Source organism: Prevotella sp. TCVGH, from assembly GCF_023522295.1.
GTDB lineage: Bacteria > Bacteroidota > Bacteroidia > Bacteroidales > Bacteroidaceae > Prevotella > Prevotella timonensis.
In genome coordinates this window covers 59922-85736 of sequence record NZ_QFFX01000002.1, presented here as the reverse complement: position 1 = coordinate 85736, position 25815 = coordinate 59922, and the positions used below count along the sequence as shown (strand labels likewise).

Annotated in this window: 13 protein-coding genes; 7 read left to right on the top strand and 6 right to left on the bottom strand. The window is 45.0% G+C overall.

Annotated features, from left to right (window positions below; genetic code table 11):
• Nucleotides 1-77 precede the first annotated feature (77 nt).
• Complete coding sequence (locus DEM91_RS00865) at nucleotides 78-1097, top strand: iron ABC transporter permease (RefSeq protein WP_249857494.1); 1020 nt, start codon at nucleotides 78-80, stop codon at nucleotides 1095-1097.
• A 943-nt stretch (nucleotides 1098-2040) separates the two neighbouring features.
• On the opposite strand, the gene DEM91_RS00860 is transcribed toward DEM91_RS00865, so the two are convergent.
• From DEM91_RS00860 to DEM91_RS00840, 5 genes are all read right to left on the bottom strand, one after another.
• Entirely contained in the window at nucleotides 2041-6303 is a 4263-nt protein-coding gene (locus DEM91_RS00860) for an endo-beta-N-acetylglucosaminidase (RefSeq protein ID WP_249857493.1), read from the bottom strand.
• Between the two features lie 218 nt (nucleotides 6304-6521).
• Nucleotides 6522-8378: a SusD/RagB family nutrient-binding outer membrane lipoprotein gene (locus DEM91_RS00855; RefSeq protein WP_249857492.1), complete on the bottom strand. Its 1857-nt coding sequence runs from the start codon at nucleotides 8376-8378 to the stop codon at nucleotides 6522-6524.
• A 19-nt stretch (nucleotides 8379-8397) separates the two neighbouring features.
• On the bottom strand, nucleotides 8398-11868 hold the full coding sequence (locus DEM91_RS00850) for a SusC/RagA family TonB-linked outer membrane protein (protein WP_249857519.1): 3471 nt from the start codon (nucleotides 11866-11868) through the stop codon (nucleotides 8398-8400).
• Between the two features lie 587 nt (nucleotides 11869-12455).
• The gene (locus DEM91_RS00845; protein ID WP_249857491.1) at nucleotides 12456-13457 is read right to left on the bottom strand and encodes a FecR family protein; all 1002 of its coding nucleotides are present in this window, start codon (nucleotides 13455-13457) and stop codon (nucleotides 12456-12458) included.
• A 47-nt stretch (nucleotides 13458-13504) separates the two neighbouring features.
• Nucleotides 13505-14050: an RNA polymerase sigma-70 factor gene (locus DEM91_RS00840; protein WP_249857489.1), complete on the bottom strand. Its 546-nt coding sequence runs from the start codon at nucleotides 14048-14050 to the stop codon at nucleotides 13505-13507.
• Between the two features lie 472 nt (nucleotides 14051-14522).
• On the opposite strand from DEM91_RS00840, the gene DEM91_RS00835 reads away from it, so the two are divergent.
• From DEM91_RS00835 to DEM91_RS00810, 6 genes are all read left to right on the top strand, one after another.
• The gene (locus DEM91_RS00835; RefSeq protein ID WP_249857487.1) at nucleotides 14523-17792 is read left to right on the top strand and encodes a SusC/RagA family TonB-linked outer membrane protein; all 3270 of its coding nucleotides are present in this window, start codon (nucleotides 14523-14525) and stop codon (nucleotides 17790-17792) included.
• Between the two features lie 294 nt (nucleotides 17793-18086).
• On the top strand, nucleotides 18087-19466 hold the full coding sequence (locus tag DEM91_RS00830) for a RagB/SusD family nutrient uptake outer membrane protein (RefSeq protein WP_249857485.1): 1380 nt from the start codon (nucleotides 18087-18089) through the stop codon (nucleotides 19464-19466).
• Between the two features lie 272 nt (nucleotides 19467-19738).
• A complete protein-coding gene (locus DEM91_RS00825; RefSeq protein WP_249857483.1) occupies nucleotides 19739-20833 on the top strand; it encodes a mutarotase in 1095 nt (364 codons plus the stop codon).
• A 40-nt stretch (nucleotides 20834-20873) separates the two neighbouring features.
• Nucleotides 20874-22112: an MFS transporter gene (locus DEM91_RS00820; protein ID WP_249857482.1), complete on the top strand. Its 1239-nt coding sequence runs from the start codon at nucleotides 20874-20876 to the stop codon at nucleotides 22110-22112.
• Nucleotides 22113-22202: 90 nt separating this feature from the next.
• A complete protein-coding gene (locus DEM91_RS00815) occupies nucleotides 22203-23120 on the top strand; it encodes a dihydrodipicolinate synthase family protein (RefSeq protein ID WP_249857480.1) in 918 nt (305 codons plus the stop codon).
• Nucleotides 23121-23144: 24 nt separating this feature from the next.
• Nucleotides 23145-24347: an AGE family epimerase/isomerase gene (locus tag DEM91_RS00810; RefSeq protein ID WP_249857478.1), complete on the top strand. Its 1203-nt coding sequence runs from the start codon at nucleotides 23145-23147 to the stop codon at nucleotides 24345-24347.
• 152 nt (nucleotides 24348-24499) lie between these two features.
• Here the strand turns inward: DEM91_RS00810 and DEM91_RS00805 are convergent, their stop codons facing one another.
• Nucleotides 24500-25693, bottom strand: a complete 1194-nt coding sequence (locus DEM91_RS00805) for an ROK family transcriptional regulator (protein WP_249857476.1) — start codon at nucleotides 25691-25693, stop codon at nucleotides 24500-24502.
• Between the last annotated feature and the right edge of the window lie 122 nt (nucleotides 25694-25815).

Genomic DNA, 25815 nt, shown 5'->3' with positions numbered 1-25815 from the left:
GGCTAACTTTGCATCAATAGCACTGTGTATAGTTGCTATGATATGAGTTGAAACTCTTTTCCTTTTCTACTTGAATTATGAGGATGAGCCATACAAGTAACAAGTTTGTCTTTGCAATGTTGGGTGTTGCCATGCTCCTATTGGTAATGTTCAACATTTTGTTGGGGTCAGTTTACATTCCAGCAGCAGACGTGTTTTCCATCTTGTGTGGAAAGGATGTGAGTAATGACAGTTGGACTTACATCATTTTAGAATCTCGTTTACCACAAACAGTTGCAGCTCTGTTTTGTGGTGCAGCACTCGCTGTGAGTGGCTTGCTACTACAAACTGCTTTCCAAAATCCTTTAGCTGGACCTTCAATCTTTGGTATCAACAGCGGGGCGGGATTAGGAGTAGCATTAGTAATGTTAGCCATGGGGGGAAGTATGTCTACGGCTTTGTTCAGTGTGGGCGGTGCTATGGCGATTTTGCTGGCTGCCTTTGTGGGTGCTATGGTGGTTACAAGCATTATTTTAGTCTTTTCACAGTGGGTTAAAAACAATGTCATGTTGCTCATCATTGGCATCATGATAGGTTATTTATCCTCATCTGTCATTGCCTTGCTCAACTTCTTTGCCACGCAAGAGGGCGTTAAATCGTATATGATATGGGGCATGGGCAATTTTAACAATGTCTCTTTACCCCAACTACCCATTTTTACCATCGCTATCATTGTAGGCTTGATAGGCTCCATGCTACTGATGAAGCCGCTGAACGCCTTGTTGTTGGGCGAACGGTATGCGCAAAACTTGGGCGTCAATGTGCGTGCTGTGCGCGGTTGGCTATTGGTGGTAACGGGGGTGTTGACGGCAGTTACCACGGCTTATTGCGGTCCCGTGGCATTTATTGGACTTGCTGTGCCACACATGGCTCGCTTAATGGTTGGCACAGAGAACCACCGCACCCTGCTTCCCCTCACCATGCTCATGGGGGCAGTGATTGCTTTGTTGTGCCAATGTATATGCACCTTGCCGGGTTCGCAGGGCGTCTTGCCCCTCAATGCCGTTACGCCATTGATAGGGGCACCTGTTGTTATCTACATTGTTTGGAAGCATTGAGTTCGCAAGGAGGAGAAAAAAGGTGGGTTGAGAACTTGATGCAACAGTGAGATGCCATGGGGTTCAAAACCTAAAAAAATAATATCAAAATACTTGACAAACACCCTCGTATAATTTGAATATTTGAAAAAGTTTTGCCTTCGGTCGAAAATACGCGAGTTTTGAGCGAGTTTTGTAAGTAACAGTTAATCATTGTGTTGCGAAAATAAGCGTGCGACAAGTCGCATTTTTACCTCCATTCATGCCTTAAAAACAAGCAAAAATCCGTGTTAAAGTAATGCTTTAAGGCTGCAATTGTGGCTCTATAGTGCTGTTATTTGCATGTAGTTGTCGCCTTAACTCAATGCTTCAATGTAAAAACGATATACATTTCAACCCGAAAAGTGCCATAGTCCCCGTCTTTTCTCCTTATTATTTTTCTATTTCGCAACTTTTCAAACCCCGTTTTTTCGTCATTTATATTTACAAAACAATAAGCAAATTCAGTAAGGGCAACATTTAAGTTAGGCTACAAATGTGCTTGTCAGTGAAGAATAGCTTTCTCTCTTTGTTCATTGTATGAGATGTCTGTCGCAACAGCATTTCACGAGATTTCACGACACGACCGTACTATTCCATTGCAATGATGAAAAAACTTATTTCCGTTTCATCAGAACAGCAGTCCTTTGTCCTGCATATCTCTAAATATTGCCAGTAGCTTTGTTATATTCGCAGAACGCTTTGCGTTCATTGTCTTGTTTACTTCATTTGCTCATATACTTTCATTTTTTCCAACATCCTTAGCCTTCAATGAAAGTGTCTTTAATATTGTTGTCCGCTAAAACCCAAAAGTGCATAAGCACTCTGCCAATAGTAATTACATAAAAAAGCATGCCTCCCATTAGTTTGAGAAGCACGCTCTTTAATTATAGTTAGGCACCACTTGCTGAAGTGCCACGTACACTTACTGTATCATCACCTTCTTTGTTGTTCCATTGGAGAATTTGATGATGTTCAATCCCTTAACAGGTGCGTTGAGCTTCATACCTTGGAGGTTATAAATGCCAACAATTTTTACTTCGCCCTGCTCTGATGCAAAAGAATTGATGCTGGTTGGTAAAGAGACTCCCTTACGACTGATAGCTAAAATTGTAGGAATAGATCCTCCCCATGATTGATTATAAAAACCAACAGACTTTATCTTCTTACTCTTATCTGTTTCTATGGTATATTCATAGAGACGGAACTGATAACGATCATCAATATCATTTTCTTGGAAATCGTCATCAGAACCTCTCTTGATACGTCCAAGCTCTCTAACCGCAGCCTCACCGTCATCATAGCTTTCGAACCAGTCTGATGGATAACAATTTATCATTGTATATGTATCATCTTCATAATTGGCCATGGCACCAATATTTCCGCTACCATTCGCACATATCATTAAAATGTATACTTCTTCACAACTTACGGGCTTCGCGAATGTCAGTTCTTGCCAGCCCCATGAATTTTTCATCACATATGCATTATTTTGGGTGTAATCAGCGAGTTGATATTGAATACCCGATTTACTTACCACTTTACGACTTGCATCAGAGATAGCACCCTTTTCCTGTACATCTTTGGTGTACAGGCACCACCCTTGTGTGTCGAGTGTTTCAGAAGAGTGGTCTGTTGCATCCTTCTGTTCTACAATGATATCAGCATTCCAGTTACTAATCTCTACGGGTTCTACAACAGGAACTGCTTCCTGGAACTGCTCGTAAGCCTCAACCTCTGAGAGCAATGGATAATGGAGGGCATTCAAGTTACAGATAACAGCAAGATATTTAACATTCTTGAATTCAGGCAAGATACACTCCAACTTGATTGTACCATCAGAATTGATAGGTAACTTATCAAGATTATCAAATGTCTTTATTATTGGTAATCTCGTCAAATCATCACCCATAGCAATCTTGATTTCCTTGTTAGTTTGGCTATCATCACCATTATCATCTGTTCCCATGTTATCGTATGGAATAGTTACTACCACTTTCGATAGATTCCATCCCTTCTCATCTGGTGCAGTAAAGATAGCCCACACATCATCCTTATGCGTTGACACGTGTTCTACATCCTCACAAGCATTCTCTCTTAGGTCACCATCGGTGAGCGTAGACAACTCCTGATCTTTGTAAGGAGCTTCAAAAGAATAATCAGCATCGTATAGACGTAAAGTAGCCTTACCTCCCTTCAATATGTTGGGACGTGTCTTATCATCAATGGTAAATTTGACAACTCGTTCTGTATATGCGCCACCGTTATCAATCCGGATTTTTAGAGAGGTCGTACCGATAATCTTCATGGCTGTAACAGGAATTGTAAATGTACCTTCATCGACATTCTCTGTAATCTCTCCAACTGAAACATTATCGTTATCAGGTTCTGCACTACAAGTGAAAGGATTCTCGCGAGAATCTCCATTGAGATCATACTTCACCACGATATTCTGTTTTGTGCCAGCATTGATAGTCATTTGTTTGTCTACCGTTATCTTCATGTTGTTGTCCGACACACCAAACACCTCAAATTCCCAAATACGCAACGTTCCATTTACATGAGGAATGAGCTTGATGTAACGAGCTTTAACCGGCGCAATGTAGTTTTCTTTGATAGTAACTCCCTCTTTTCCGGTCTCATCAACAACAGTAGTCCATGTATTCATGTCATTGCTCACCTGTATTTGGTAATTATCAATCTGATCTACACCACTCTCTGGACCCGCATTGCCATCATATATCTTGAAGCCATAAATGCGGAAGACTCCCTGCAGGTCAAAGACAGCCCAGTTGTCAGGACTGACATTGCACCATTTATCACTCGTACTACCAGGATTGGTCACACCGTCGATAATCTTTGCCGGCACCTCTTGCCCATTGGTCGAACCACTGAAGTTCACTACTCGCTTGTTCACTATCACATTGGTCACCAAGCCGAGATCTTCCTCTGCTGCAAAAACGTCAAGTGCATCGATAGCAATTTCAGATGTACCAACCGCATTAGTAGCTTTGACCGTCACCTTCTTTTTGCCTTCGCTCTTAGCTACTACAACGATAGATGATTCGCTAAGCGATGAGCCTTCGGCCAATTCAAGACCCTCTGGTAATATCCACTCAAAAGAAGTTGGATTGCCTGTTCCCTTTGCGGTAAGAGTTACTTTGTCGCCCACCTTGACATAGCTTTTCGAGAGAGCAAGTGTCACAACAGGAGCCTTTGGCTCGGGATAGTCTACCTGTATCTTCTCTGCTGGTTGTTGCACCATATCTTTCATCACTGGTACCAGTTCTACATCGACGTGTCTGTCAAGTCCAGAACGCTTAACCTCGGGAATATAGAAACCCTCACCACGCGTCTGACCTACCAAGTTGCGAGTGCCGTCTTGGTTAACAGTATAGATGTCGAAGTGGTCAAAATCGTCATTGTAAGTATAATCCCAAGTCAGGCGCAGGTCGCCGCCCTCGTCATTCAATACACTGGTTGTCTTGAAATTGGAAACCTGAATCTTCTCAGGAGCATACCCTGCAGGCAATACTGCCAATGCACCGAGATTCATGGTAAAATCTGCAATGTCGGCATCAGCCTTCAAGTTGAGTGCAATCATATAGACAGTTTTGCCGTTGAGTGAAGACAAGTCAAAATCAGCAATAGTCCATCCATTCTTCTCTGTCAGTTTTGGAGCAGACAGCGTTTCATTAGGTGTAGTAGAACTTTCCGTGGATAGTTTTGCTTCGATTGTTGCGTTAGATGGATTCTTGTAAACAATACGAAGAACACCACCAGTCTCCACTTTGATTTGCGTTTTGTACAATCGCATCAAGTGGTCGCCCGATGTCAACGTACCGGCTATTTTGAAACTTGAACCTATGTTCCAAGCATCATCCCAGTCTATACTAACTTTCAAATCTCCCTTATTTTCTATCCACCAGCGCCAGGTTGGCAGAATGCTTTGCAATCCGCTATGATACCAATCTTGCGTTCCTTGTTTCTCTCCTTCTACAAAACGGTGTTTGCCGTCGCCTACACACATAGAGCTAATGAAAGGCATCTTGTCAATGACTGAACGTTCAAGTATACATCCAGAAAAGCCAGGCCAACCATATTGGTCTGTATCAATAGAGGGGTCGCCAGAATAGTTCACCCACACTTTCTCCTCAGACTCGAAAACTTTTCTGGTGGCAGCATAAGCTGTTGGCCCTTGATTTGTCGAACTGCCTCCCAAATAGGCTTTCACATTGTCTTTCCATGCACGTTCCTCAGGACAGAACAAGTCTACCGATCCAACATGCCCCGTCGTAGGGAATGCCCTGCGTAGTGTTGCGCCGTAACCAGTGAGTCCACTGTTCACACACTGAATACCTGCATAGATTTTACTGAAAGTTTCTGCTTCTGACACACCTAAGGCTGCTGCCTGATTACGATAATCACCTACTGAGCCATACTCCAAGAACTGTGAAGTGTTCTTATGCGTTTTCAGAATCGTTGAGTTGGGATAACCGCTGGCATTATACCACTGAATCTCCATATCGGTATCACCAGCAGCATCAGCAATCTCATTAAACTCCTTAATCAAGCCCTCCCATTCACTAATGGAACCTCCGCCAGTTTCTTCATTGATAAACCAGCCTTCGAAACCAAAGTATTTAGCTATCTCATACAACTTGCGAGCAAATACATATTTGCCACCTTCTTGTTCCAGCACTTGGCGAACCCATTCTTGTTTTCCACCATAATAAGCAGGAGGGAAGAATATCTGTCCTAACACCTTTACACCACTCTGGTGTGCGGCATCAATTGAGCCAGCAGGTGGAGGGATGATGATACCTTCGGAAGCCGAACCTGCCCAATATACCAGTTTGTCCATATACTGCCAGTAGGTGGGCTGATAGCCCAAGAAGTTGTTGGCTCCCTGTGAGGGGCTACTACTACATGTTGGAAACAAAATTGTGGCATTGCACACCTGTCCCTCATAGTATTGGTTTTTGTTGGCTTTCATCAAGGTAGGCTCCTTAAATCTTTTGGCCAAAGGTACCTTGGAACGGTTGAACTTAGCGTTAGGGTCTGTGTCTGGAGACCAGTTCCTAACATAATCTGGATGCCAGCATCCACCGTATGGCTGCTGCGCCTTTGCTATTCCTGAAAAAAGCATCATGAACAGCATTACAAACAAAAGTCTGTGTAGTTTCATAAGCATTGTTTTAGTTAGTAAATAATAATAATTGTTCTATATGATATTTTCATTGTAGGCTTTGGCATAAATTACGCAATTCCCATTGAATTTATGAGTAGGTATCCAAAAACAAGCGCATATAAAACACTTCCCCCTGAACACCTGCTGATAGATATACCACCTCACGAAAAGTTATACTTCATTTCAAAAGTTGTTTGTTACCAAAAGCGGCTTGTCTATTTCACTGCTGCCATGCGGAAGTTATTCGGCTTGATACGCTTACCGCTGTTGTCATTAGTATCCTCTACATCCCACCACAATCGTTTCCCTTGCGAATTGATCTTCAACAAGTCTGGATTTGAAGTAAAAGCTTTGTTAGAGTTCTCACTATTGGGATAGAAAATACGTTTAATGTTCTTTCCATCGGGAACGTCACCACCTGACATGTTCGTCAGTTGATTAGCCAGCACAGGATAGTCGGTACGCCTAAACTCAGCCCATCCTTCATTGCCATTGGGGAACACAGCCAACCATTTCTGTGTGATGATAGCTTCAAGAATGCGTTCCTTGTCGCCACTGCTAAAGACTCCATCATTCCAAACCTTCAATCCATTGATATACGACTGAGCTTCGGTCTTGTCAATCTGGTAATAATCCATGGATGCCTGTACACCCGCCTTGAAATAATTTTCTGCATTCTGTGTGAGGTCGGTACCAGTCCATCCCCGCAGAGCAGCCTCTGCCTTAAGGAACAAAGACTCGGAATAGCCCAGCCATACGGTTGGACGAGCGTCGTTGAACCAGTACTTGGGATCGAGTTTCTTTGATAACGGTTTGGGTTGACATCGTACCAAGCTATAGCTTAGCGTGGACATTGAAATGTCTGGTGCCTGGGCACCTCGCTTGCATCCCTTGAAATCCTCACGAACACTTTCTTTCCCCTCGGATATCATGCTTTGTGTCATGTTTCCCCTGTACCAGCTTACCAGGCAACGTGGATCAATAGTTTTCTCGACAAATTCTTTTCTCGACTTACGTATCTTGTACGTTCCTCCACCTGTACTCAGGTTGCGGTAATACTGTTCCAAATCCCACGACATCACACTCTCGCCATTATAACGAATACTGCACATGGTGAGTCCATTCTCGGATCCACCTTCATCCATTCCTCCCATTTCGATAGGCGCATACTTGGGAACAGTTTGCATGTTGTCAGCGTTGTCTTTCATCAAACCATACTTGTTGTTCAGGGCGGCTTCGCCTTCCTTCTTTGCACGGTCAGGATCAATGTTCGAAATGCGTAAAGCCATGCGTAGACGCAACGTGTTGGCAAAGCGTAGCCACTTGTTCACATCGCCAAAATAGCAAATATCGTCTTTATCCACCTTGTATTGTGAATTATCTTCGGGCTTGATACTGTCAACCGCTTGTTCCAACATTCTGAACATCGCATCGTACACCTCGGCTTGTGTGTTATATGGCACATTGTTGGTCTCGGGAATACGAGCCTGCACATATGTCTTGAACGGCATGTCACCATAAGTATCGGTATTCGCCAACGCCAAAAAAGCATAGTAGATGCGCGTGATGTAGAACATATTTTTATAGCGGTCGGGAGTGTCGTTGAATTTGAATGCTCTCAAAAGTGTGCGATATTCCGAACTGCGGTCATTGTAAAAATGAGCCCACCGCCTGCCACTCCAACCATCAGCATAACCAAAGTCGGGCGATTTCTTCGCATGTTTGGGTTGGTTGTTAGCCACATAGCCTGCATAGATATCATGACTAAGATTGGTCGTTATCTGATAGTCGTTGTAATATCCTTCATACAAGAAGTTACGAAAAGTAGAGGCGGCACCAGCCAAGTCGGTCTTACAAGTAGCTGAGTCGTCTTTACTGATTTTAAAGTTGAGGTTGAGGTCGGCATATTTACCTGTTGTCTCTTCTGTTACTGTATCGGTTCCAGCTTCAGAAGTCTTGTCTTCTATCTCGTATGGGTTGTGTCCCATATCTTCCAAATCATAACAAGAAGTGGTTACGCCCAACGTGAGTGCCAGCAATAGCAGATGTATGTTAGAAAACTTATTGTTCATATAATTAAGTCCTTTCATTTTAGAATCCTAAATTTACAGAGAAGCCAAATGTACGCGTGTAAGGTACTGCCATGAAGTCCAATGCTTGTGAGAACATAGTGGTATCATAACCTCCATCGGGATTCCCCGGCGTATGCTTCATGAGGAAGCAAAGATTACGCGCTACGAATGACAACTTACATTGGGTTAGTGGTGTATGTTTGAGCAATGTCTTAGGTAGTTGGTAGCCAATAGCAAGTTCCTTGAGCTTGATGTACGATGCATCGTGTACAAATTCCTCGGCATATCCCTTTTGCGACTTAAACAAACCTACTGTAGAATAATAGCTTTGGGCACTAACGGGAATATCATTCTCGCTGCCATCTTCTTTCACACCGGGAACCACCATATAATAGTCGCTCTTACCATTCAATTCCTTATACTCGCCACGATATTCCGTACGTGCCGATGTTCCTACTGAAGTAGCCATACCCTCTGAGACAGATACGATGCTGCCACCAAATTTCATATCAAACATTGCCGATAACAAGATGCCTTTAAAGTTAAACGAAGGTGTCACCGACATCAACAAATCGGGTTGAATGTTGCCAATAGGATGCTGAAGCAAATACTCCTCCATGTTACCTTTACCAGTCTCGGGTTGCGGAAGACCATTTTTATCTACGACCACACGCCCTTGTCTATCTCGCTTTATCATATTGTTGGCGTATATATCACCCAAGCGTCCGCCCACTACCGCGCCTTCTTTCACGGGCATGTTTGGATCTCCAGCAAAATAAATTCGATTTACACCATCTGCCAAGCTTTCTACCGTTGACTTGTTGTGTGCTAGATTTACATTTAAGTCAAACACGAAATCGGATGTCTTGACAGGAGTGGCATATACCATTAGTTCCACCCCCTTGTTCACAATCTTGCCTGCATTGACCCATTGCTGACTCCAAGGAGAAGAAGCATCTACAAGCATGGCTTGATTCTTTGTGGAAGACCAATAATAAGTAAAGTCAAATCCCAAACGGTTCTGAAAGAATTTCATATCCAGACCTGCCTCTATTGAGCTTTTTATCTCTGGCTTCAGATTACTGTTCATTTTGATAGTCTGAGCAATTGGTTCGCGTACGCCATTGCGAAAAGCAAACTTGCGCACATTATATAAACTGTAAGGTAAAGGATCTTTTCCTACTTGTGCCGCTGAGAGACGCATCTTGGCAAAGGTAATCCATGTAGGCAAGGGCTGCTTGATGCTCCGCATGAAGTCAGAGAAAACATAACTAAGGCTTGCCGAAGGATAGAAAAACGAGTTGTGCTTCACGGGCAAAGTAGACGACCAGTCATTGCGTGCTGTCAAATCCAAGGAAAGATATTCGTTGTAAGACAACTGCAAAGAACCAAAAGCAGAATACATGGCACGCTGATATCCATTATTATTCGCCGAATTAAGCCGTGCTCCTGTGTTGAATATCCAGTTGTCTTTCGAAAGCATGTTTTCCACGCCAGCATTTAGCACCTCATGTTGCAGATACATGATGTTTGAGCCAAGGTTGTAACCCAGACGGAAAGTCTCTGCCAACTGCCGATCACCCAACAACATGAAAGAGATGTTATGTTCAAAATGATTCTCCTCACCCCGTTGCATGTCGTCTGTCGTCACCTTCTCTGACCAATGTTGTGTCTTGGATGAGATAGCTTGGTCGCCAAGACTCAAGTTCGAACTCTGCAGACGGGTTCGATAATAGTCAAAAGCATATTTTGCGCTGAACTTGAGCCAATCAGCCAAGTTTAGATTAGCAGCATAGTAACCAAAAGCACGCCAGCGCTCGTCAGAATTCTGATATTGATGACGCACATAATATGGGTTGGAGTACTGCTGATTGGGACCAAACCAGTTTTGATGCAAACGAGTTTCAGTTGTATAATGTTGCAAGTCTGAAAGTCTGACATTTCCAGGAATGAGCAACAACTGCGCCACTTCACCACCGAGTCCAGTCATTGGGCGGTTCTCAGCTTTCATGCGCGACAAGGATATTTTTCCGTCCAACGATAAATACTTGTTCACAACAGTACCTGTATTGAGATCCACATTCAGCTTTTGTAGTGTTTCATTCTGAAACAATCCATTGTTGCCATTAAAACCAATGGAGAGTCTATAATGTGACTTCTCCGTGGCATTGCCTAAAGCAACTGTGTGAAAATGCGAAAAACCTGTTCTGAAATAGTCTTTCAGCTTATCACCATCGTATCTATAAGGAATAGGGGTTCCCAACCACGAGGGTTCGTTATGTCCATCCAAGACAGAACCGAAAGCCAACTCTCCAGCCAACATACGCTGCTCTTGCTCATTGGTCACGTACACAGGCTTCCCCTGACTGCCTTGTCCATAGCGTTTTTGCATATCAATGGTCTGTGAAACTTGGCTCCAAGTGAAACTGCCATTATACACGACACCAAAGCCATCCTTGCGTGAACCTTTCTTAGTTGTGACGAGTATAACACCGTTTCCAGCTCGCGAGCCATACAAAGCTGCGGCATTAGGTCCTTTCAATACGGAGATAGACTCAATGTCTTCGGGATTGATGTCGAGTGATGTCCCACCCCTATCATAACCTCCATAAGCGGAAGCCTCAGAAGTTTGGTCGTCAGTAAAGGGTACGCCATCAACAATCCACAGTGGTTGGTTGTTGTCTGTTAGCGAGGAGTTGCCACGAATGGTTATCTTGGTTGAGCCAGCCAATCCTGTACTTGAGGTGTTCATCTGTAGACCGGCAACCTTTCCCTCGAGAGCTCCCGTAACCGAAGGGTCGCCTGTGGTATTGAGGACGTCGCTTTTAATATCCTGCACAGCATAACCCAGCATTTTCTTCTCGCGCTTGATACCTAAGGCTGTCACCACAACCTCATCAATGGCTTTAGCATCCACAGACATTACTGTATTTACCGAATGACTTGTTCCTGGGGTCAGTTCTTTAGTTTTATAACCCAAATAACTAAACTGCAGAACGGCATCGTTGTCATCGGTAACAATAGTATAATTGCCATCAAAGTCGGTCACCGCACGGTTGTTAGTACCTTTTTGAGTAATGGTCACTCCAATTAGCGGTTCGTTGTTCTCATCCAGAACCCTACCAGATATTTTGTTTTTTTCTTTATTACTGCTTTTCTTGGGCTGCTGTGGACTCTGTTTCTTAAGATATATCACATTATCTACAATGGTATATGCTACATTTTTTCCATTTAAAAGTTGGCGCAGCACCGTTTCAATAGATGCGTCTTTCACATTCAATGCATTAACTGGCAATCTGGACAAGTTGTCATCATAAAAGAACTGATACTTCTTTTGTGCCTGGATTTTCTTAATGGCAGTGCCTAAAGTGGTGTTAGGCATCTTGATGGTGACTTGTGCAAAGCTGCCATAAAAAGGAAGTGCAGAGAGTAGCAGACCTACTGCCATCCCTGACCATATCCTACCTCTAAAAGGCTTCTTATTTTTCATCATTTGTTTGGTTGTTGTTTTTAGTTGATTTGTGATTTCATCACATAGGTTATAATTATATAACAAAGTTGACCATAAAAACACTTACAAATAATTTATTAAAATATTTGTTTTGTTGATTCAATACAAACCTAAATTTGATACCGTCATTTTTATTGGAAATGAACATCATATAATTGGCGTATTTGCTACGAAATCGATTAATGACTGAAAATATCGCAAAAATAGGAACTCTCGAAACTGCCAACTCTTTGTTACTTACAAAAGCCATATTTCTATAACAACAGGAAATTCTATAATTTTCCGTTATTGTAGAGGTTATTTAAGGATACAAAAAGAATACTATAATGCTGCAAGATAGACTTTTTTGTAGCAGAAAATAGTCTATTTTGTTGTCCAAAACAGACTGTTTTGCTCGCCAAGCTCAATGAGATTCTGCCACTAACCCAGGCATTTAGAATAAAAAACGCATGTACAAGTGTTGTACACACGCTTATTGTGGCTTGAATGGGTCTGTAATTCGAGCTAAATTACATAAAAGTGTAGTGTTAAATTCTTGCCGTTTATTGACAAAAATAGTAAAAAGACTAATTCGCTGTATTTACAGAATAAGAACCGTCACTTGTCTTTTTGAAAGTAATAGGCAAAGTATTTTGCAACAAATGTAGCACCGAGTCAATATCTTGTTTATGCTTGATTTTGCCAGAATATGTGCTTCGCAAATCTACATTTGCACCAATCTCCATACGTACTCCATAGATTTTCTCAAGCTTGTTGACAATCTCTATGATTGTAGCATTAGAAAAAGGTATAAGATTGGTGTGCCATACAGCGTCAACACCATCATCTATATTTGAAACGGTCATGTGCCCAGTCTGATAGTCAAGTTGAGCTTTCTGACCAGGAATCAGCACCATCTGTCCTGCAGAAAGATTGCTCTTCACCTCTACCGAACCTTCCAGAAGACTTACTTCAGAACGCATATTCGTGGCATCGTTCTTAAAATCAAACACTGTACCCAAGACTTTCACAGCCATAGCATCGTTTTCAACAATAAAAGGTCTGGTACTATCTTTCGAAACCTCAAAATAACCTTCACCCGTCAGCAACACTTTACGCACATCTCCTTCAAAATGCTCTGGGTATCTGAGTGAGGAATGAAGATTCAACCATACTTTACTCCCGTCTGGCAGCAACACCTGCTTGGTGGTAGAGCCATTGGTTTGAGCCATTATGTATGCTTCTTCATCCCCTGACCATTGTGCATGGCTATACCACAGCAATGCCGTTCCTGCCAATATGGCAAGTACTATCGCTGCTGCATATCGACGCCATTTCTCCCAAAAAGGATGATATTCTTGATGTGACATGGTAGCATCTGCATTGTTATGCACTCGTTTCAAGGCTTCCTCTACTTTCCACTGAGGCATAGAACGACTTTGCAAATGTTGATAGATTTGCTCCATCTGCAACAGATATCGCGCATGACGCTTGTCTTCAGCCATCCACTCATTAATCTGCTTTAGTTCATCCTCAGAACATTGTCTGGTAATAAAATGGATGATAATATTTTCATTCAGTTCACTCATTAGCAAAATTGTCTTTTACTTTATAACAATCTCACAATAAAATATACTTAATCAGAATAAAAATTACTGATATTTGATAACTTTTGACGCAAGTATTTTAATGCACGATACATATGAGCTTCCACTGTACGAACTGAAGTGCCCGTTAATTCAGCAATATCATTGTTGTGAAGTCCCTGTAAATAACTCATCCGAAAGACCTCGCGACATCGAATAGGCAACTCATCAATGGCATCATTTAGCATACTGCCTAATTCAGTGTTTTCAAGCGTATGAACAGGATTCTTCAAATTACTTTGAAGAGTCTCTAACAGTTTACTGCTGATATCATCCAACTGTTGAATGTAGCCTGAAGAAATCTTTCTACGTTTAAGCAAATTGATTGAACGGGTATAGACAGCACGATAAAGGAACGAAGAGATTTGGTCGCCAAATTCAATGTCGTCACGCCGTTGCCAAAGGTCAGTGAACACATCCTCTACAACATCTTGTGCATCATCTTCACTACCAACCAACCCTTTTGCGTAAAAGAACAGCTTGGCATACATTTGTCTGAATAAAGCATCATAAACTATGCTGATGTTTCGTTGCATTCTACAATCCCACAAATACTTGTTAATTGGTACAAAAATAATCAAAAAACCTGAGTTCGGAATAAGAATGTGATGAAAAAGTTAGTAATCTCGCTATATTTTTGTACCATTATATCTGATTATCAAATAGTTGTAAATTTTAATAGCGATGATTATCAAAGATAAAATTACAGAGAATTCTTGTATTGCAGATGACTTTTGCAAGGATTTCGATGTTAAAATACCTGAGTTCAGAAGAAAAAATGTCCTGTTCTCGAGTTCCCCAAAAGGGCATAGCTCTTTCGTGTTTTACCAGCGACAGCAGGCAGTGACCGTCACCCGTTCTTAAATTTGTATGCAGTACTTTGTTTGATTTAATAAAATTTTTACGAAAACTATTGCAACTTATCGTAACTTTTCATATATTTGCAACAGAAAGCCAATGGGAATTCTTAAAATCCTTTTATAATATCAATGAACTAATACGAAAAATATGAAAAAGTTATTGTTTCTCATGGTTTGCTTCATGAGCTGCACCACTGCGATGGCCCAGACAGCCATCCATGGCAGAGTGCTCGATGAAGGGACAAACGAACCGCTCATAGGAGCAACGGTGATTGAGCAAAACACCTCGAACGGTACCGTTACCGATGTGGATGGCGCATTTAGACTCACCGTGGCAAAGCTGCCCGTGAGCATCAAGGTGTCGTATATCGGCTATTCCGAAAAGGTCGTCACGGTGACCTCGGCCCAACCGCTGACCATCCGGATGCAGGACATCAGCAACGAGCTTTCCGAGACCGTCGTCATCGGCTACAGCGGCTCCATCATCCGCTCAAAGATGACGAACTCCATCGCCAAGGTGAAGAACGAGAGTCTCACCACGGGCATGTTCTCCAACCCCTCGCAGGCACTCTCGGGTGCCGTTGCCGGCCTGAAGGTGGTGCAAGGGTCGGGCAACCCCAACGCCTCGCCCACCATCGTACTGCGCGGCGGCACCGACTACGACGGCAGCGGGGCCCCGCTGGTCGTGGTCGACGGCATGATCCGCAGCTCGATGGCCGACGTCAACCCCAACGACATACAGTCCATGGAGGTGATGAAAGACGCTGGCGCGACAGCCATCTACGGCTCCAGGGCCAACAATGGCGTCATCCTCATCACCACCAAGAAAGGCAAGGACGGTGAGGGTAAGATAGGCTTCAGCTCAAAGCTGTCATGGAACTACTTCAACAACCCATACAAGTTCCTCGACGCTGGCGACTACCTGTACTACCAGCGGCGCTCCTACCTCTACGCCAAGCAAAAGGGAACGGTCACGCTGAGCTCGCTCAGTGGCAACCAGCCCTACGGGACAGGCAACAAATACGAGGCCGACGGCAACAAAAGCTCGGCAGGCATCTGGGGCGTCTACGAGTACGGCGCGCTTGCGCCCGACGTACAGAAGGAGCTCATCGGCAAGGGCTGGAGAACCATGACGGACCCCGTGACAAAGAAGACCCTAATCTACGTGAACAACCACATGGAGGACTTCAACATCAACACCCCCAGCTTCTCGCAGGACTACAACATCAACTTCAGCGGGGGCAACGACCGTGGACACTACTACACCAGCCTGGGATACAACAACAGCGAGGGCAACGCCATCAACAACTACAACCGCAGGCTCTCGCTCTTGCTGAACACCGACTACAAGATAAAGAAGTGGCTGACAAGCTATTCGAGCTTCAACTTCTCCACGGCCAAGTATCAGGGCATATCCCCGTTTGCTGGCGAGGCGAACTACTTCTCCCGGAACTTCTCCTATCCTCCGACATTCCGCGCATACAACAACAAGGGCGAGTTGCTGCTGGGCAAGAACTCGGGCGACGGCAACCAAAAGTTCCTGGAGAACGCCATCGACCAAGACTACTCAAGGCAGAAGTTCACCTTCTCACAAGACTTCAGGTTCAGCATCGTGGACGGGCTCACCCTCGACCTGAAGGGCGACTGGTACTATCAATACTATACAGGGCAAAGCTTCTACCACACCTACCTGAGCTCACCGGGACGCTACTCCACGGGGCACAAATCGTTCGCTGAATCGGAGAAACACCTCACACAGACCTACAACGTGCTGCTCAACTACAACAAGACACTTGGCAAGCACACCGTCAGTGGGCTCCTGGGATGGGAGTACTTCCACCAAAAACTCTTCGACCAGCAGGCAAGCGGCAGCAACCCGGCCAACAACTATTTCCGCGACCTGGAATACACCGTGACCGACGAGGGCAAGCGCATGGTTGACACAGGGCACTCCAAGTTCATCACACAGTCGTACTTCGCACGCATCAACTACGACTACGATGCCAAGTACCTGGCAGGAATCACGGTGAGGCGTGACGGCATCTCCAAGCTGAGCAAGGACAACAGGTGGGGAACATTCCCAGGACTCTCCCTGGGCTGGGTGTTCTCGCACGAGAAATTCATGGAAAAGACCGCCGGATGGCTGAGCTTCGGAAAGGTCCGCGCCAGCTGGGGAAAGAACGGCAACGTAAACTCCTCGTGGGTGGGCGACTATACCGTGCAGGGAGCCTATGCCATGGACACCTACCACGGCACGACAAGCTACTACCTGAACAACATCCCCACGGCCTACTTGACGTGGGAAACGTCGAGGACGCTGGAGCTGGGACTAGACCTAGGATTCCTCAACAACAAGATACAGGCAAACATCACTTGGTACGACCGCGTGACCTCCGACAAATATGCCAACATCGTAATCCCCGCATCGTCGGGCTTCACGAGCATCACGTCCAACAACGGAAAACTCCGCAACCGGGGTGTCGAGTTCGAGACCAACTGCCACATCCTCAACACCGCAGACTGGAAGGTGGACTGGGCGTTCAACATCGCGCGAAACACCAACAAGATACTGCAGTTGCCCGACAACGGCCGTGACAAGAATCGGCAGGGCGGATACGAGGTGTATACCGGCAACGGAGACAAGAAGATGTGGGTTGGCGGCTATGCCGAGAACGAGACGCCGGGCGACCTGTGGGTGTTCCAGGCCGAAGGCATCTACAAGACCTACGACGAGATACCTGGCAACCTGATAGACAAGTCGACATCGAACAACGGAGGCAACAACAAATACCTCTACGGCCCAGCCGCATACCAGTCGACAGGCAAGGCGGCCGGAGGTCTTGCCATCATGCCTGGCGACATCAAGTGGAAAGACGTCAACGGTGACGGAGTGATAGACAACTACGACCTGGTGAAGGTAGGGAACATGACACCCAAGTGGACAGGTGGCACCACCCTCACGGCCTCGTGGAAAGGACTGGCCCTGACTGCCCGCCTCGACTTCGCACTGGGATTCAAGACTTACGACTACCGCACGCCATGGATCATGGGCAACATGCAGGGTACATACAACACCCTGACCAACGTGAAGGACACATGGTCCGAAGACAACCCCAATGCAAAATACCCCATCTACATCTGGGCCGACCAGCTGAACGCACGCAACTACGACCGCTACAACTCCATGTTCGTGTACAACGGCGACTACCTGTCGTTCCGCGAGCTGACCCTCTCGTACTCACTGCCCAGGCAGTGGCTGAGCAAGGTGTCCATAGAGAGCCTCACCGTATCGGTGACAGGACAAAACCTGGGCTACCTATGCGCGGCACCCTATGTGTTCTCCCCCGAAGTGGCCTCTAACTGGGGAGGCTATCCACTGCCAAGGATGCTGGTGCTCGGACTGAACCTCACCTTTTAACTCCCGTGATGACAAAACAAGAAAAAACAACTCTAAAAATACAAAGCGATGAAAAACCTACATAAAATATCAGGGCTTCTCCTCATGGGGCTCCTGACCATGTTTACCAGCTGCGAGTCACTGGACCAAGCCCCGGAAGACTTCTTTGCCAGCGGCAACTTCTGGAAGGACCAGCCACAGGTTTCCGGATACATGACAGGGCTGCACAGATACTTGCGCAGCAGCTATGGCATTCATTTCACCATGGGCGAGCTGCGCGGTGGCCTGCTGGGCGATGGCGACGATGGATCGGGCGTGTCGGTGTTTGGGGAGTCGATGTACAACCAAACCATCATCAAGCAAGACCTAAGAGCCGACAACGCGCTCTTCAACAACTGGAATGGACTCTACGGTGAGATCGTGCGCGTCAACCTGGCACTACAACAGATTCCCGAATGCACATTCCTGACCGATGCCCAAAAAAACCTTTACCTGGCACAGGCCTATGGCATGCGGGCTTACTACTATTTCTTCCTCTACCGTACATGGGGAGGCGTGCCGCTGGTTACAGACGTGGCCATCACCAAAGGAAAAATATCTGCGGCCGCCTTGTCCAGGCCTCGTGCCAGCGCGGCAGAGGTGATGAAACTCATCAAAGACGACATCAAGGCCTCTGAAGAGAAGTTCAACGCCTTGGGAAATGACGCCTTCACCAGCCCGTACGAGTGGAGCGCATATGCCACCTGCATGCTGAAAGCCAACATCTATGCGTGGGCGGCAAAAGTATCGACAGGAAATTGCAAGGCTACTGGCAACGCCGACCTGCAAACGGCAAAGGCTGCGCTGGGCAAGGTAATCGACAGCGGAAAGTTCAAGTTGATGCCGGCGTTCTACCAGGCATTCAGAACAGACTGCAAGCAGAAGAACAAGGAGAACATCCTTGCCGTGTCGTTCAACACAACGGACAAGGCGTATATGCCAAATGCCAGTTACCTGTGTGCACAAGCCAACTTCTTCACGGCTGCATTCGACAGCGAGGGCAATGCGCTGACACTGTCAAACAACGACCCCTTTGGCACAAGCACGCTGATCAACGGCATCGTACGCTATCAATACAAGGAAAGCTTCTGGCGGTCGTTTGACAAGGGCGACAGCAGGCGCGACGCTACATTTTTTGCTGTGATGGGCTCCAAAAAAGACCCCATGACGGGTGCTAACTTCGGAAGCCTTCTCAAGAAGTTCGCCGGCCATTATGACGTGGCAGAAGGAACTCATTACTTTGATTGCGACGGCCCTATCTTCCGGTATGCCGAGGCACTACTGCTGATGGCAGAGATAGAGAACGACCTTGGCAACGACCCCAGCCCCTACATCAACCAGATACGCGAACGGGCCTATGGCAGCGGCTATCCTACTTACACCCGTCAAGACAAGTACAAAAACACGAAGGCCATCCTTGCCGAGGCTGACAAAGAATTTGTGTTCGAGGGAAAGCGATGGTTCAACCTGCTGCGCATGCACGACGCAAATGGCAGGGCATTGGTGTTCGACGGCACGGTGAACTATCCGTTCATACCTGGGAAAGACGAAGGGGCATTGCTTCGCGAGACGGAGAGCTACAAGGTTTTGTGGCCTGTTTCCGTAAGGACAATGACAAACGACCCTGCTGTCTTGCAGACGGAAGGGTATAAGTGATTGGCGGCATTCATGCCAAATTGTCATATTGATTTCAGCTGGGCACGGGTGTTTGCACACTTCCCGTGCCCTTTTCAACACGCAACGTCCATTTTCATCATGAGGACGAACACAATCATAAAGAACCTCGACATCATGACGAAGTGAACAATCGTTCAGGTGGATTAAAAAAATATTTTGTATATTTACAGACGATTCACGCCATTTGTTGCCCTGCCTAAGTCTGGACAGCATGTTTGGCAAGAAAAAAGAATGTGCGTAAAATAAAAGCAATGACTATAACAAGACCTGTTCATCAATTACTAATTTTTATCTTCATGGCATGTATCTGTAATCATGATGCCAGTGCAAAGGGCATTGGGCATCTTCAAATGGAACGAATCAAAGGGTTTCCAGTAAGCGAGAAAGGAATAGAGAAAGGGGTTTCGGCATGCTTTGCTGGAATTGTTGACGACTATCTCATCATGGCAGGTGGGTGTAATTTTCCTGATGTTCCTGCCGCTGATGGTGGCAAGAAGAAATTTTATCAAGGGATTTACGCTGCCAAAATAAGCACAACTGCGGACACACTTGATTGGCAGTTGATAGGTAAGCTACCCGAACCTTGTGCTTATGGCGTATCAGTCAGCCTGCCCAATGGTTTGCTTTGCATGGGTGGGTGTAATGCCGAAGGCTCATCTGATCAGGTATTCAAGATAACCATTGAACAGGGGAAGGCTGTTGTGGAAGCCTACCCTGCCCTCCCGTGGAAACTGGATAACTTTGCTGGAAGCCTCGGTTGTTCTACTGTGATGGTGTACGACGGCTTGCACATTGCACAACTTCAGCTTGAAGATTTGCAAAAAGGATGGGAAATACTTTCGCCTATGACAAGTGAGGTGTTAGGACAACCTGTCTGTGGCTACACTGACGGTGCGTTTTATGCGTGGGGAGGATGCACCTCCAAGACAGACAAGCAAGATGCCCAGTTACAAATGCAGGGATACCAGTTTACCAAAAGTGGAGCAAAATCAGTAGAAGGACCACGAACATGCCAGCAAGAAGAGATGTATCTTGGAGGAGCAGCTGTCGTGAACTGTGGTGATGCAGGCATTGTGACCTTAGGTGGTGTGAACAAAGACGTGTTCGAGGCTGCCGTAAACCGTCCCATGCCTGGATATATGAAACATCCCATAGCATGGTATCGATTCAATCCCTATATCAACTTATACAAGAATGGCAAGTGGACACTTTTGGGAAGCCATGAAGTTGCAGCGAGGGCTGGAGCATCTTTGATGTTCGATGGCACCTACGTATATATAATAGGTGGAGAATTGAAACCAGGAATCAGAACTGCGGAGATATACCGCTTCCGCTTACCTTTATAACCGCTATATTTGAACTAAAACCTAAAAGAAGAGAAAAGAAATGAACCTGAAAGAAAAAAAATATTATCCGTGGCTCGTAGTTGCACTGCTATGGGTGGTAGCATTGCTCAACTACATGGACAGGCAGATGCTCTCCACCATGCAAGAGTCGATGAAAGTAGATATTGTAGAATTGAACAAGGCAGAAGCATTCGGTGCACTGATGGCAGTATTTCTGTGGATTTACGGATTGGTAAGTCCGTTTGCAGGCATGATAGCCGACCGTGTGAGCCGTAAGTGGTTGGTGGTAGGCAGTCTGTTTGTTTGGTCGGGCGTGACCTATCTTATGGGGTATGCCGAAAATTTCACGCAACTATATTGGTTGCGCGCCTTTATGGGCATTAGTGAAGCGCTCTACATCCCTTCCGCACTATCACTGATAGCCGACTGGCATGAGGGGAAATCACGCTCTTTGGCAATTGGCATACACATGACGGGCTTGTACACGGGGCAAGCCATAGGTGGATTTGGTGCCACTATTGCAGCCATGTTTACGTGGCATTCGGCATTCCATTGGTTTGGTATCATTGGAGTTGTGTACTCTATCGTGCTGTTCTTGTTCCTTCACGAAAACCCCTCACACGCACAATCAACCTCTTCCACGACACATAGTAAAGCCAGTATCAATCCTTTCAAGGGGTTAAGCATCGTGCTATCCAATTGGGCTTTTTGGATTATCTTGTTCTATTTTGCTGTTCCAAGCTTACCGGGTTGGGCAACAAAGAACTGGCTACCAACGCTCTTTGCTACCAATTTAGGCATTGACATGTCGAGTGCAGGTCCCTTGAGTACTATTACCATTGCTGTTTCATCATTTGTGGGTGTCATCGTGGGAGGTATTATGTCCGACCGATGGGTACAGAGAAACATCCGAGGGCGTATCTACACCAGTGCCATCGGACTGGGCATGACGATACCTGCCTTGATATTGCTTGGGTTCGGACATCATATTGTTGCCATTGTTGGCGCAGGTCTGTGCTTTGGTGTGGGCTACGGTATCTTTGATGCCAACAACATGCCCATCCTTTGTCAGTTTATTTCGACCAAACATCGTGGCACTGCCTATGGTATCATGAACATGGTAGGCGTGTTTGCTGGCGCCTTGGTGACGCAAGTGTTGGGCAAATGGAGCGATGGTGGCAACTTAGGATTAGGGTTTGCCATTTTAGGAGGTATCGTGGTAATAGCGCTGATATTACAACTGGCGTGTCTAAAACCAACAACAGATAACGCATCATAACTGTTGGCTAAATTTGAAAGCAATAACGGAGAGCGCTCTTCAGGGCTTATCTCCTCAAAATTCAAAATAAAAATCATCAACATATAAAAAATGGAAAAGATTATAGGATTAATTGACGCACCATTCACACCGTTTCATGAGAATGGCGACTTGAACTTAGAACCTATTGAAAAGTATGCAGCCATGCTGCAAAAAAATGGATTGCAAGGCGTATTTATCAACGGATCGTCTGGAGAAGGCTATATGCTGACTACTGAAGAACGCATGCAATTAGCTGAACGCTGGCTCAAAGTAGCTCCACAAGGCTTCAAAGTCATTGTGCATGTTGGCAGTTGTTGTCTGCGCGAGAGTCAGAAATTAGCAGCACATGCTCAAGAAATTGGGGCATGGGGGATTGGATCCATGGCACCTCCATTTCCTAAAATAGGAAGAATAGAGGAATTGGTGAAATACTGCGAAGCCATTGCAAAGAGTGCTCCCGACCTTCCTTTTTATTATTATCACATACCAGCCTTTAATGGTGCTTTCCTTCCTATGCTGGAATTGCTGAAAGCTGTGGACGGAAGAATCTCCAATTTTGCTGGTATCAAGTACACATTCGAGAGTTTATACGAATACAATCAATGCCGATTGTACAAAAATGGTAAATATGACATGCTGCATGGACAAGACGAAACGATACTGCCCAGCTTAGCACAAGGCGGTGCACAGGGTGGTATTGGTGGAACTACCAACTACAACGGGCGCGAACTGGTGGGCATTATCGAAGCATGGAAGAATGGGGATATTGAGACAGCTCGCGAAAAACAAAACTTTTCACAAGAAGTCATCAACGTGATTTGTCGATACCGTGGCAACATTGTAGGCGGCAAACGTATCATGAAACTTTTAGGTTTTGATTTGGGTCCTAATCGTGTTCCATTCCAGAATATGACCAACGAGGAAGAGCAACAAATGAAAAAAGAACTGGAAGCTATCAACTTCTTCGCTCGTTGCAACCAGTTTTAATATTGAAAGAAAATATTCACAGAAATGGAAATCAAAAACTATATATCCCAATGGGAAGAACGCTATCACAGCGATCTGACGAATAATATCCTTCCCTTTTGGCTAACAAATGGTCTTGACAAAGAGCATGGAGGCGTGTACACCTGTCTGGACAGAGACGGAAAGCTGATGGATACCACCAAATCAGTGTGGTTTCAAGGTCGGTTTGGCTTTATAACAGCCTATGCTTATAACCATATTGAGAAAAATCCTGCATGGCTCGAAGCATCAAAGAGCTGCATTGACTTCATCATTAACCATTGCACCAACGAGGATGGGCGGATGTATTTTGAGGTGGCAGCTGACGGTACACCCCTACGTATGCGTCGCTATTTGTTCTCAGAGTGCTTTGCCGCCATTGCAATGTCCGAATATTCGATAGCTTCTGGCAAACAAGAATATGCAGAAAAAGCATTAGAGGTGTTCCACACCATTCAACATTATGCCAACACGCCCGGGCTACTTGAACCCAAATACCTGCCCGCCATGAAATGCCAAGGACATTCGCTGACAATGATTCTCATCAATACAGCCTCACGATTGCGAGAGGCTATCGATGCGCCAGAATTGACAAAGCAGATAGACTTGTCGATAGAAAAGCTGGAAAAGTATTTCGTACATCCCGAATACAAAGCCATCTTGGAAACCGTAGGACTGAATGGCGAGTTGATTGACACACTCAACGGGCGTGTCATTAACCCGGGCCACTGCATCGAGACATCGTGGTTTATCTTGGAAGAAGCACGCTATCGCAACTGGGACTCACACTTGGTTGAATTGGGAACAAAGATTCTTGACTGGTCGTGGGATTGGGGATGGGACGAGAAATACGGTGGTATCATCAATTTCCGCGACTGTAAAAACTTCCCACCACAAGACTATTCGCAGGATATGAAGTTCTGGTGGCCACAGACCGAAACCATCATTGCAACGCTGTATGCCTACTTAGCCACAGGTGATGAGAAGTACATTGAGAAACACAAGATGATTAGTGAGTGGACATATCGCCACTTCCCCGACAAAGAATATGGCGAATGGTACGGCTATCTGCATCGAGACGGCACCGTGGCTCAACCTGCCAAAGGCAATATCTTCAAAGGACCGTTCCACATTCCACGCATGATGATGAAGAGTTACTTATTGTGCAAAGACATTATGGAAAAAGAGAACGAAAGCAAATCACGATAGAAAGAGGTGGGAAGTTGAAGGATAAAGATAAATATTGGCGTATAATCGCTCATTGAACCCAAGATTTGATGCAGCCATTAGGCAAATCATCTACTCCTTCAACTTCCCAACTTCTTCAATAAAAGGCATGGACAGAATTGTCAACAGCAATGTTATAGTTCAAGAATTCTCTTCCTTGCTATTAGACAAGCACCTATCACCCCTGCTCTATCCTTCAATTTAGAGAGCACTAACTTGGTATCACGATTCATCAAATTGAGCGAGTATTTTAACACAGACGACTTGATAGCGTGCATTAAATAATCCCCTGTGACAGATAAAGTGCCACCTATCACCACTAACTCTGGATTAAAGATATTGATAAGACCTGCTATGGACTGTCCCAACTTGCGCCCCATACTTTCTACGACCTCTATACATAGGGTGTCGTCATTGCATGTTGCATCAATAAGTGCTCCCATACTAAAGTTTCCTGTGTCGTCTTGTTGAATGTTAGACGATTCTCCATTACTCACACGCTCTTTCACTATTCGCACAAAGGCAAGCCCTGAAACCTCTGTTTCCAAACAACCCTTCTTTCCACAGTGGCAAATAATTTCGTTGTTTACAAAGAAATTGTGTCCAAATTCTCCAGCATAACCTGATTTACCCTTGTACAAATTTCCATCAATAATCATCCCCAACGCTAAGCCCCAACTCACATTGATGTACAAAACGTTCTTTTCTCCATGGGCACATCCTTTGAGATATTCGCCATACGTCATGGCTCTTGTATCGTTCTCTATGGTTACCTTAAAGCCTAAGCGATGACTCAAAAAGTCTGCTAAAGGAGCTTCTGAAAAATTAAAAACAGAATAACTGTAACCAGTTTCAGGATTAACACGACCAGAAATATTGACATTGATATCAAATATCTTTTCTTTGGGTACACTGAGTTTGTCAGTATAATTAGAAATAATGCTACAAAGCTGCTCCAACGCTGCTGGTGTGTTCTCGTGTTTATAACTGTTATCGGTCAACAAATCAATCAAGTCTCCCCTGAAATTCATCAATCCAATATGCACACAGGTAGCATTGATATCCACTCCTATGAAATATCCAGACTCTGGGTTCAGTCCATAAAGATTGGGATGCCTGCCTTCTTCTGTCTCTAACTTTCCATATTCAATCACGAAACCCTCATCACACATTTCATTGACAATCTTCACTATCGTTGGAACGCTCAAATTAAACTCCTTCGCCAAGTCGGCATTGGTCGCATTACCATTGACGATAAAATATTCAATGATTTGATTTTTAACCTGATTGTTCTTGCTACTTTTTTTGTTTTCAAATAAAGATTTCATATAAATGTGCTCCTATTAAGTTTTTTATCTTGATGTGTTTTCTTGTGTGAAGAAGAACTATCTAAGGACTGTTCGCATCTTTTCATTACCTTTCACACACAGCCATAAAACCAAAACAATGC